The organism is Psychrobacter sp. 1Y11 (genome assembly GCF_052259045.1).
Classification (GTDB): domain Bacteria; phylum Pseudomonadota; class Gammaproteobacteria; order Pseudomonadales; family Moraxellaceae; genus Psychrobacter.
This window is the reverse complement of record NZ_JBQQER010000002.1, coordinates 49,172-60,423: the sequence shown is the minus strand read 5'-3', so window position 1 is coordinate 60,423 and position 11,252 is coordinate 49,172. Positions and strand designations below refer to the sequence as shown.

Sequence of the window (11,252 nt, the reverse complement as noted above, 5' to 3'; positions counted from 1 at the left end):
ATAGTAATTTATAGCCTTAGAATGAATGGGTTAACGCACGCTACCGCTTAGGCGGCGAATTGCTTTTTGCGCTCAGGTTTGTGGTATTCTTATAATCAGTATCTTATGTATACGATAACAAGAGTGCTATTGTTTAGGATTAATCTAGCCTCTTATAATGACTCAATACTGCGCGGACTTATAGGTAATGATCATCAGTTATGATGTTTTTTGGATTAGTGTTTCAAGCAAGATCTACGCCGGACGCCGCTTTAAGCCTTGATTATCGAGAGCAGTCTCGTATTCAGGCGTTATTGCGCTCGATGATACGGCGTCTACGGCAACAGCGAAAGCTAGCTTTAGTGTTGGCGACTTGTTTGTGCCTATCTACTTCTGCTCAAGCAGATGTGCTCGATCCGCTATTGAAACTATGGAAACCGTATCGCTCACTGTCAGCCTCCGTTGTTGCTGATTCGGTTAGCGATAACAACAGCTCTAGCAATCAGGCTACCCCTACCGCTAAGCTTAAGAGCGATAATTTAAGCTTAGCGACTGACGAGCGTGAGCTCACAGACTTTGAGGATGAGCCTAGTCTCTACGCTTTATTAGATGCTGAGTTTGCGGCGGATCGCAGCGATATTGAGCGGGGCCTGACGCTTTATAAGCAGCAAGCCTTCAAAAGAGATGCGACCGCGGTGTTTGAACGTGCCTTAAGCTTATCGTTAGACTATGAAGCCGTTGATGAGTCCTTAGCCTTTGCTAGAAACTGGCAAGAACAGAACCCAGACCATGTGCCTGCTTGGTTTTATGTGGCGCATTTGGCCCTAAAAGCTCATGACTATGCTCTGGCAGGCGAGACTCTCAATCGTATTCTTCGCTATGATCCTCGCGCTGACTTAAGCGAGATCCTTATTGGTATCTATCCGAGCACTGATGCGGACAGACGCGAGTTATTAGCCGCCCTGCAGCCTATCGATAGCGAGCAAAATGCCTCGATATCTGTCCTCAAAGCGGGCTTGCTTTATCAATTTGATGAACCCGAAGCTGCTCTTATTCATATCGAGCGCGCGCTAGCGACCCAGCCTGACTACGTGCCTTTTATTACTCTAAAAGCGGATATCTTACGCAAGATTGAACCGGCGCAAACGGTGGTTAGTTACGTCAGCCAAGCGCGCTTACGTAATCCTGATAGCAAAAGTCTGTACCTTTATGAGATTCGCTATTTGCTCGATTTAAAACAAAGCGTGTCGGCTTGGGAACTACTTTTGGAGGCGCATAGCCGCTTCACGGATGATCCTGAGATTACTTTATTGGCCGCGTTAGTCAGTTTGGATATTCAAGAATATCCTAGTGCCGATCAGCTGCTGAATACTTTAGCAAAAACTCCTACTTATTTGGATCAAGCCTATTATTATTTAGGCATCAGTGCCGAGCGACAACAGCGTTTTGAGCAAGCAAAAAGCTATTTAAACAGTGTCATGCAAGAGGACTTAGTACTCGCCGCGCGTAAAAAAGTGATAGAACTTGAGCTGTTAGCAGATAATACTAATGCGGCGATAGCAACCTTACGCAATCTGCGTGAGGATTTTGAGGTATTCGCGCCTGAAACCTTTGTGCTTCAGGCCGATATTTTGTGGCAGCAAGGTGAGGCTGATGAAGCGCTAGAGCTACTGAGCCGTGCCAGTCGCAAGTATCCTGATAGCGAAGCGATACTATTTGCGCGGGTACAATTGCTCGATGATCGCAATGATTATGTGGTGAAGCGCACTTTGCTCAACCATCTACAAACGCTCAATCCGAATAACTTATCGTATCAGCTCAGCTACGCACAGCTGTTGTTAGCCAATGATCGCAACTCTACTCAAGGCTTAGATCTAGCGCAAACTATCATTCAAATTCGCTATGATGATCCGCGTTATGATAATGAGCTACATCTGCAAGCGCTGAATGTATTAGCTAGTAATGCTCTAGCTAATGACAACTTCACGCAAGTTATTGACTATCTACAGACCCCTTATGATGTACTGCCAACACTACGCTCAGGCGTGCTATTGCTGCGAGCGTATCAAGGGCTGGAGAATAACAAAAAAGTCGCCGCGCTATTGGCTGACTTGCAGCAGCGCTTTGCTTTTGGTCAACAAAACGTCAATGATCGTATTCAACTTTACTAACATACTCCATAATCGAGTAACATCTTCAGTTTAGACTGATTGATTTTAGACTTATTAATTATTGTATGCTGAGCGACTCTTTTTGAGTTGCTTTTTTTAAGGAAGAATTTATGTCGAAAATTTTATCCACAGCGTTGTCAGTTAAAAATAATAAAAATTTAAAAAAACCAGCTTTACTAGCGACCGTGGTTAGTGCTGTATTATTGAGCGCTGGTTGTCAATCCATACCTAGCTCGCAAGCTAGCGCTACTACCACGCCTACCTTGCAAGCGCAGAAGCTTGAGAGCTTCACTATTAATGGTAAAATCGGTGTGACAATGCCTTCTGCGCCTTCTTCTACTGCTGATAGCAATGCTGGCACGCAAGGCGGTAGCGCTTTTTATACTTGGGGACAAGAAGATAATCGCTTCGCTATTGAGCTCATGGGCGCGCTGGGCATTGGCAAAACCAATATCGAATATGATGGTCAAACCGCGACTCTAGTTAGCGAAAAAACCGGCAGCCTTAGCGCTGAAGATCCGGAAGCGTTATTACAGAAAGCTACGGGCTGGCAAGCGCCTATTTCACAAATGCCTTACTGGATATCAGGACGCTCCGCACCGTCGGACACTGCGCCACAAATGGATAATCAAAACCGTTTAGTAAGCTCAGTCAACGGTAACTGGAGCGCTAAATTCGCTTATGACGGTAATGAAAAACTACCGAATAAAATTATCGCCACTCAGCCACAAGGCCAAAAAGTGGTGATGACCATTAATCATCTAAGCCGCTAAGCAGATAGAGCTGATAATGAGCCAAAACTCTATGCAAAACCCTCTAACTTCTCAGGCTACTATCAGACGCTTGTCACCGGCAAAAATCAATCTGTTTTTGCATATCGTTGGCAAGCGTGCTGATGGTTATCATAATCTGCAAACGGTTTTTCGCTTGCTCGATTGGGGCGATTATTTGCATTTTTTGCCGACGGAAATAGTAAGTATTAGTAAAGTAACCCAAAGTGATGCTTATGTCGACCAGCAAGCTACTGCTCTTGCCCAAAAGTTAATCAGCCTTACGGGCGCAGATAGCATTACTGAAAACCTAGAAGAAAATCTAATCTTTAAAGCCGCAAAAGCTCTGCTATCTCATATTATTTCGATAGAAAAACTGCCCCAATTCTTGCCAGCTATCAACATCGCTATTGAGAAAAAATTGCCCATGGGCGCAGGGTTAGGTGGCGGTTCCTCCAATGCTGCTACTACGCTGCTTACCTTGAATGAGCTTTGGCAGTTTGCTTTGGGTCAAGATAAGCTGATACAAATAGCCACCACTATTGGCGCTGATGTACCGATTTTTATCTTTGGCCAAGATGCCATTGCGACAGGTGTTGGCGAAGAATTAACCGCTATTGACCTACCTGATCAACACTACCTTATCTTAACGCCAAACGCTCATGTCAATACTGCTGAGCTGTTTGCTCATCCTAAACTACGCCGTGACATTGCGCCTTTATCTACTGAAACTATTACTAATCAATGTCAGGATTATCTGCAAAATCTAAATCCGCCTTATGACAATGTCTTTACCCCGGTAGTGACGAGTCTGGCTGCTGCGGTTGAAGAAGCTTTGAGTTATTTACAGAATTTAGAGTCGCATGCGTTAGGTACAGCACGGATGACCGGTTCGGGAAGCGCGGTGTTTTTGCCTTTGGATGAGAGTGTGATTGACGATAAAGCGCTGTTAGCGAAGTGGGTGGCAGATGCGCCTTGCCATGCTTATCTGGTTAACAGCTTATAATCGAAAAATGAGACATAACAACTAGTCTTATTACTAATAATCCAAAGAAAAAGCCGAAAAGTCTTGCAAAATCTGAAAATTTACTTATAATAGGTCGCCACAATAGGGGTATAGCCAAGTTGGTAAGGCATCAGGTTTTGATCCTGACATCCGTTGGTTCGAGTCCAGCTACCCCTGCCATTTTTTGTTTGTCTTGATTGTTTATCATGTGAGTTAAGCATTGATAGTCAGTTATGATCGCTAATGTGATCTTGCTGTCAGTGATAGCAATTGACAACACCTTCGTATTTTCGGTATAGTTCGCAACGAACACCGTAAAGTTCGGTCATCGCAAAGAGTGTAAACTCTTAAGGATGGCACGTTAGGTAAGTGTAGCGATAGCTGCTATGATACCAAGCATTACAGGGGTATAGCCAAGTTGGTAAGGCATCAGGTTTTGATCCTGACATCCGTTGGTTCGAGTCCAGCTACCCCTGCCATTTTCTGTAATTACGTTATTTCATCTTCTGTAAATTTTTGCTACCCACTCTTTTCTATATTTGAGCAGTTTGACACTGCTTAGCGGTCACTGCTTGAGTCACTCAATAGGACTTTGTCATGCCTTATTTGGCGATTTTTACGGGTAATGCCCACCCTGAACTTGCGAAAACCGTAGCCGATCATCTCCATATCCCGCTTGGGAAAGCTGACATCACCCGTTTTTCTGATGGCGAAATCGCTGTAGAAATTAAAGAACACGTGCGCGGTAAGGACGTGTTTATCATGCAGCCGACTTGTGCGCCGACCAATGACAACTTGATGGAAATTATGATGATGGCCGATGCGCTACGTCGCTCAAGTGCCGGCCGTATTACCGCAGTTATGCCCTACTTTGGTTATGCCCGTCAAGATCGTCGTCCACGCTCAGCCCGTGTACCTATCTCAGCCAAAGTCGTTGCCGATATGCTAAACATCGTCAGCATCGATCGGGTGATGACGGTCGATTTACACTCGGATCAGATTCAGGGTTTCTTTGATATTCCAGTGGATAACATCTACGGTACGCCAGTATTATTGAACGAACTACTCAAGCACGACTATGATAATATCATGGTAGTCTCACCAGACGTGGGCGGCGTAGTGCGTGCCCGCGCGATGGCAAAGCAACTAGGCGACGCCGATCTAGCAATTATCGATAAACGCCGCGCCCGCGCTAACGAATCACAAGTGATGCATATCATCGGTGACGTCCGTGACCGTGATTGTGTCATCGTTGATGATATGGTCGATACCGCAGGTACTCTATGCAAAGCGGCGGTAGCACTCAAAGAAAGCGGCGCGCGCCGAGTATTGGCTTATATTACGCATCCGGTACTATCTGGCAATGCGCTAAAAAATATCAGTGATTCAGAGCTAGATGAGATCGTAGTAACGGATACTATCCCCTTATCGGACGCAGCCAAAGCGTGTAGCAAAATTCGCCAAGTCTCTATCGCGCCGATGCTCGCTGAGAGTCTGCGCCGTATTAATAACGAAGAGTCAATCAGCGCTATGTTCGATGCTTAAGTTTGCTCGCTATTTAAATTGAATCTCTAATGTTGAAAATTAGCGCTAAAGTAACCCTTTAGCGCTTTTTTTTGCTTTAAAATTCTTGGTTGCTATTCTTTGTTATGGTTTTTAGATCTCAAATTAACAAAATGAGCTTTTTTTCATTCACCTAATAATTTTTATAATCTTTTCAACCCTTTATTATTGCGACAAAAACACGTATAATGCGCGCCTGTGCTGCTCATTGTTTATTATCTATAGTTTTACAGATGAATTTTATAGATATAGGTAGTTCACTCAGCACTTTTTAAAGTATCAATTATCCAGTAGTAGACTGGTCGCAAGTCTCTAATATTGGTAGATACTTCACATACACTCTATAGGATTATATCCATGGCTATTGATCATTTTGCAATTAACGCGGTTGACCGCTCTGCTGAACAACAAGGTAAAGGTGCGAGCCGCCGCCTACGTAAGCAGAATCTAGTACCCGCTATTATTTATGGTGGTAATGAGGAGCCAACGGCTATCTCTATCAAACTAAACGAGATGGTAAAGTCGCTTGAGTACGAAGCGTTTTTCTCGCAAGTTTTGACTATCACTACTGACAAAGGCGATGAGCACCAAGTCGTTATCAAAGACTTGCAGCGTCATCCTGCTAAAGGCTTCCCAATGCATGCTGACTTCCAGCGCATTGTTAAAGGCCAGAAAATCAACATGAACATCCCTGTACATTTCTCAGGCCGTGAAGAAGCGCCTGGTACCAAAGAAGGTGGCGTTCTATCAACTTCAGTTTCTGAAGTTCTAATCGTTGCTCTACCTTCACAGCTTCCTGAATACCTCGAAGTTGATGTTTCAGGTATGGAGATCGGTGATCTTTTCCGTCTATCGGATATCGAGCTGCCTGAAGGCGTCATTATCTTCGATCTTGATATGGAAGATGCGCATGACCGTACTATCGTCAACATGTTGCCACCAACGCTTGAAGAAGTGGACGAAGATGCAGACGAAGTGGATGCTGATGAAGTACCAGCCACTGAGCAAGGCGGCGAAGGTGAAGAAGCTGCTGAAGATAAAGATGGCGATGATAAAGACGCTGAGTAATTATTCTTTAGTAACCCCCTACTCTAGTTCGACTATGAGTAGGTTTGTGGTATAAAAAACAGCAGGTGATTGAGATCTCCTGCTGTTTTTGTGAGTATTATTTGAAAAGCTAGTGGCAAGTTATTCAAATAATATTTATTGTTAGACTATTTATATTTAGCTTTATAGATCGAGCTTATTTATCTTTTTTAGGCAGAGTGTATTATGGCGATAAAACTCATCGTTGGTCTTGGCAATCCTGGTGAGCAGTATATGCTCACGCGGCATAATGCTGGGTTCTGGTTTGTACAGCATATCGCTCATCAGTTCAATATCACTCTGAGTCCGGATAAGAAGTTCCATGGCGTCACTGGTCGCGGACAAGTGCACGGTCATGATGTACGTTTGCTACTGCCGCTCACCTTTATGAATAAATCGGGACAGTCCGTAGTACCAATGGTTAATTACTATAACATCGCCAACGATGAGCTGCTTATCGCTCATGATGAGCTCGATATCGACGCCGGTAGCATTAAACTCAAAACCGCTGGCGGCCATGGCGGTCATAATGGTCTGCGCGATATTACCCCGCATATCGGTAATGACTTTCATCGCTTGCGTATTGGTATCGGTCATCCTGGCCATAAGTCAAAAGTTACCGGTCATGTACTCTCAAAGCCCGCTGCCAATGAGCAAATCGCTATTGAGAGTGCGTTAACGGCGGCTTTTGAAGCGCTACCATTACTCTTAGACGGTGATATCGAAAAGGCGCGCTCGCAAATCAATAGCTTTAAATTACCAGAATAATGCTATAAAATTGCGCCAGCCTTTTATTTTTGCACATCTGTCCCCATTAACCTTTTGATTTCGCTCATTTAATCTGTTCTTAACATTCGTTTCGTTTTTAATATTCGTTACCCTAAGGAAGCACTTTATGCTACTTAATATGCTCAAATGCAAACTGCACCGTGCCCGTGTTACCCATGCCGAGCTACACTATGAAGGCTCATGTGGTATCGATGGCGACTTATTAGATCTGGCAGGCCTACGCGAGAATGAATCGATTGATATCTATAATGTCACTAACGGTAAGCGTTTTCGCACTTACGCGATTCGCGCGGAAGCAGGCTCTGGCATTATCTCCTTGAATGGGGCTGCAGCGCATATGGCAGACTTAGGCGATATCGTCATTATCTGTGCCTACGCGCACTTTGATGAAGTGGAAGCGGCTACTTACCAGCCCAAGCTAGTGTACTGCAACGAAGACAATACCGTTAAAGACACTGCTAATATCATTCCGGTGCAGGTCGCATAGCGCTTATTAGTCGCTTCAGCTTCGCATTTATTAATCGCTGTGGCTTTTTTGCCATAATTAATGGTATGTCATGGCGATATTTATAACACCAAACGGTCAGCTATTTAAATTTGGTTTTCTTATGATGAATTAAGCACGTGTTATTATAAGGGCTGAACCTCATTCGTGGGTCAGCCTTTTTTTTGTCTAAATTTTAGCACTCAAGTTATTAAATAATAGGATTTTGCAACGATGTGGTTAGCAACGATTGCGGTACTGATAGGACTAGCTATTTTGGTATGGAGCGCGGATGTCTTTATCGATGGCGCAGTGGTATTGGCCAATAAATTAAACGTTCCTAGCTTTTTGATCGGCGTTATTATTTTGGGGCTTGGTACTTCCGCGCCCGAGATGGTGGTATCGGTACTAGCGGCGTTGGAAGGTAGCCCTGATCTGGCTTTAGGTAATGCTTACGGCTCCAACATTATCAATATAGCGCTAGTGCTTGGCGCGACAGTATTAATAAGCCCAATCATCATTCGCAAAAGCATCATCAAGCGTGATATGCCGCTACTATTATCAGTGACAGCAGTCGCGGCACAGCAGCTCAGCGATGGCATCTTGAGTCATACTGACGGTATTGTCCTCATCGTCCTGTTGGTGCTGATATTAGCTATTCAGATCGTCTCAAGCCTACGAGAAGGCAATCATGAGCACGAAGATGATCCTGCTTTAGAGAGTGCAGAAGAGACGAGCGCTATCCGCGGTATTGGTGCGCTATTTCTAGGCTTGCTAGTACTGATATTAAGCTCACGTGCCATTGTGTGGGGTGCAGTAGAGCTTGCGACGTTTTGGGGCCTCAGTGAGCTGATTATTGGTCTGACGATTGTCGCTGTTGGCACATCCCTACCAGAGCTCGTTGCAAGCTTGTCAGCGGCGCGTAAGGGCGAGCACGATATGGCTTTAGGTAATATTATCGGCTCTAATATTTTTAATACCTTAGCGGTCGTTGGGCTTGCCGCGCTTATTGCGCCAATCACCCCGAATGCCATTATTTTGTCACGCGATATATTGGCAATGGGGCTGCTCACTATACTGCTGTTTGTAATGTGTTTATTTGCTTTTAACACCAAGCGCAGTTTTGGCCGTAGCTCTGGTGCCACTTTAGTCTTATTCTTTGTCGGCTATACTCTTTGGTTAATACAAACGGTCTCTGTATAAGCGATTATTTAGGTTGCCAATAAACAATAAAAGTAAGCATGAGAGTGGTGCTAATTTTTACGGTTTCTAATCACTCGCCATAAGCCCTCATTGTCAGTTTTTGGCATCTTTAGGGTGATAGTATTAGAGATCATATCTTGCACTGCCAGACCGCGGCGATTAAACAGACAAAAAGCATAGTTAAACATTAATCCCAAAAACGCGCTGGTCAAGATGATAGCGCGTGACCCACCTATCAAGCTGCCAATAATGCCTAAAATGAGCGGCATCAAGCTTGCCGCCATAATACGCTTAAAAGACTGGCCCCAAGTGAGTAGATGGCCTGAATCATTGACCGTTTTGAGTCGCCAAGTCTGCATTCCTAAAGTTTGGCCGCCGCGTCGCCAAAATAGCCCATAAAAACCCACTAAGGTTAAGATAAACGACGGCGTCATCACTATATTTTGATACCAGACAGGTAGCGAGCGGGCTTGCGCGGATTCTGTACCCGTCTGCATAGTCAGTAGCGTGCCTATCACCGTCAGTACCGTGCCGACTAAGAAAAGCAAGGCCAGTATAAGCATACCATCATAAACGATAGCGGCGAGCCTAGTGGTTGGTTTGGCGATAGTAGGCTCTTCTACCGCTGGCATAGGCGCAGACGCTTGGCGGCGTGGACTTTTGGTTTTGACAGTGGCTCTTTTTTTACTCTTTGGCATAGCTTAAGCTCATAGCAGGCATCAAATGATAGCCTATTGTACCGTAATTAAGAGGTTTATCATAAAGCTATGATAGATCTAGAAAATCATATCAATAAAATTAGCAGGCACAAAAAAACCGCCAAATGTCAGAAGACAGGCGATTGATTTAGGGTGTTCTGTGCTAACTTTTAAAACAGTGATAATGCAAATGGTGCGCCTGGAGAGATTCGAACTCCCGACCCCTTAGTTCGTAGCCAAGTGCTCTATCCAACTGAGCTACAGGCGCTTATTGCACATCATCTACTACGCAGTATATAACTTTTGTAGCAAATTAGGTTGGTCATTATATAGATAATTTCGCTGTTGTCAATAACTTTGCTCATATAAACAAGATTATTTTCGCATTCAATCTAAGTTATCTACAATAAACCGAATAAATGGCGGTGAAGGAGGGATTCGAACCCTCGATACGCTTACACGTATGGTTCCTTAGCAGGGAACTGGTTTCAGCCACTCACCCACTTCACCGAACAAGATAAGACTTCTATAGTATAGAATACGGTATCGATGCTAACGATACGTCTTATGCTGTGGGCGAGTATTATAACAAAGCCAAAACGAATTGCAAGCCTTGCAGCCGTATTTGCTATAATTTAATTTTTAGCTTATGGATTACTACACTAATAACTCTAAGGAAACCTTATGCGTCCAGTCGTCCTTTGTTTTTCAGGTCTAGATCCTTCTGGCGGAGCAGGCTTGCAAGCCGATATCGAAGCCATCGGGCAAGCAGGCGCTCATGCCACTGTCGCTTGCACCGCTATTACCATTCAAAGCTCGCAGCAGGTCTTAGGCTTTGAGCCTTGTGATTCCGAATTAGTCAGAAACCAAGCGATGGCGGTACTCAATGATTTGCCGGTCAAGACGATCAAATCTGGCATGCTTGGAACGACTGATAATATAAAAATGCTGACTCGATTATTCGCTAACAAAGTGATTAAAAAAAATACGCCCTTTGTGCTTGATCCAGTACTAGTCGCCAATAGTGGTGGCAGCTTAGGTGATGAGGCGACTTTAGTGGCGGCCTTTAGACAGCTGCTCCCCTATGCCACCTTAATCACGCCTAACACTCATGAGCTACGCGCTTTGAGCGGCGAGCAAGACCTGCATGACGGCGCAAAAAAGCTCTGCGCTCAGGGTACCCACGCCGTACTTGTCAAAACCTCGCATGACTTCGATAGCGGCGATATTGAACAGTATCTGTATATAGAGGGCGATATGATACATAAGAGTGTGTTGCCGCGCTTAGACGGTGAGTTTCATGGCTCTGGCTGCTCACTTGCCAGCTACATTGCAGGACGCTTAGCGATAGGCGACGAGGTAGTCGCCGCGGTAAAGGCCGCGGATACTTGGATTACTCAGACGTTAACAGCGGCGGACAATCCCCATCCTGATGATTTGCAAGCGCAGCTGATACCCAACCGCTTTGTTAAAGCTAAGCGTTGATAAACATGTAAAGTTTAA

10 protein-coding genes and 4 tRNA genes are annotated in these 11,252 nt (G+C 44.6%); 11 read left to right on the top strand and 3 right to left on the bottom strand.

The window, feature by feature from the left end; genetic code table 11:
• Positions 1-200: 200 nt before the first annotated feature.
• From ACTXGJ_RS01875 to ACTXGJ_RS01830, 10 genes are all read left to right on the top strand, one after another.
• Positions 201-2,150: a tetratricopeptide repeat protein gene (locus tag ACTXGJ_RS01875; RefSeq protein WP_439240369.1), complete on the top strand. Its 1,950-nt coding sequence runs from the start codon at positions 201-203 to the stop codon at positions 2,148-2,150.
• 110 nt (positions 2,151-2,260) lie between these two features.
• Positions 2,261-2,923, top strand: coding sequence for a lipoprotein insertase outer membrane protein LolB (lolB, locus tag ACTXGJ_RS01870; RefSeq protein ID WP_443564914.1), 663 nt, complete (start codon positions 2,261-2,263; stop codon positions 2,921-2,923).
• Positions 2,924-2,939: 16 nt separating this feature from the next.
• Complete coding sequence (ispE, locus tag ACTXGJ_RS01865) at positions 2,940-3,926, top strand: 4-(cytidine 5'-diphospho)-2-C-methyl-D-erythritol kinase (protein ID WP_443564913.1); 987 nt, start codon at positions 2,940-2,942, stop codon at positions 3,924-3,926.
• A 104-nt stretch (positions 3,927-4,030) separates the two neighbouring features.
• Positions 4,031-4,106: transfer RNA gene (locus ACTXGJ_RS01860), tRNA-Gln, on the top strand.
• Between the two features lie 223 nt (positions 4,107-4,329).
• Positions 4,330-4,405, top strand: a tRNA-Gln gene (locus ACTXGJ_RS01855).
• A gap of 118 nt (positions 4,406-4,523) precedes the next feature.
• Positions 4,524-5,471 carry a ribose-phosphate pyrophosphokinase gene (locus ACTXGJ_RS01850; RefSeq protein ID WP_439240373.1) on the top strand — a complete coding sequence of 316 codons (948 nt, stop codon included), beginning with the start codon at positions 4,524-4,526 and terminating at the stop codon, positions 5,469-5,471.
• A gap of 375 nt (positions 5,472-5,846) precedes the next feature.
• Positions 5,847-6,557, top strand: a complete 711-nt coding sequence (locus tag ACTXGJ_RS01845) for a 50S ribosomal protein L25/general stress protein Ctc (RefSeq protein WP_439240375.1) — start codon at positions 5,847-5,849, stop codon at positions 6,555-6,557.
• A gap of 204 nt (positions 6,558-6,761) precedes the next feature.
• The gene (pth, locus tag ACTXGJ_RS01840; RefSeq protein ID WP_443564912.1) at positions 6,762-7,343 is read left to right on the top strand and encodes an aminoacyl-tRNA hydrolase; all 582 of its coding nucleotides are present in this window, start codon (positions 6,762-6,764) and stop codon (positions 7,341-7,343) included.
• A gap of 127 nt (positions 7,344-7,470) precedes the next feature.
• Entirely contained in the window at positions 7,471-7,851 is a 381-nt protein-coding gene (panD, locus tag ACTXGJ_RS01835) for an aspartate 1-decarboxylase (protein ID WP_045443274.1), read from the top strand.
• 231 nt (positions 7,852-8,082) lie between these two features.
• A complete protein-coding gene (locus ACTXGJ_RS01830; protein ID WP_443564911.1) occupies positions 8,083-9,051 on the top strand; it encodes a calcium/sodium antiporter in 969 nt (322 codons plus the stop codon).
• 50 nt (positions 9,052-9,101) lie between these two features.
• Here ACTXGJ_RS01830 and ACTXGJ_RS01825 read toward each other — a convergent pair whose 3' ends face one another.
• The 3 genes from ACTXGJ_RS01825 to ACTXGJ_RS01815 form a co-directional block, all read right to left on the bottom strand.
• Positions 9,102-9,683 carry an RDD family protein gene (locus ACTXGJ_RS01825; protein ID WP_443565077.1) on the bottom strand — a complete coding sequence of 194 codons (582 nt, stop codon included), beginning with the start codon at positions 9,681-9,683 and terminating at the stop codon, positions 9,102-9,104.
• A 257-nt stretch (positions 9,684-9,940) separates the two neighbouring features.
• Positions 9,941-10,017: transfer RNA gene (locus ACTXGJ_RS01820), tRNA-Arg, on the bottom strand.
• Between the two features lie 152 nt (positions 10,018-10,169).
• Positions 10,170-10,259 (bottom strand) — tRNA-Ser (locus tag ACTXGJ_RS01815).
• A 174-nt stretch (positions 10,260-10,433) separates the two neighbouring features.
• Here ACTXGJ_RS01815 and ACTXGJ_RS01810 point away from each other — a divergent pair.
• On the top strand, positions 10,434-11,234 hold the full coding sequence (locus ACTXGJ_RS01810; RefSeq protein WP_443564910.1) for a hydroxymethylpyrimidine/phosphomethylpyrimidine kinase: 801 nt from the start codon (positions 10,434-10,436) through the stop codon (positions 11,232-11,234).
• Positions 11,235-11,252 lie beyond the last annotated feature (18 nt).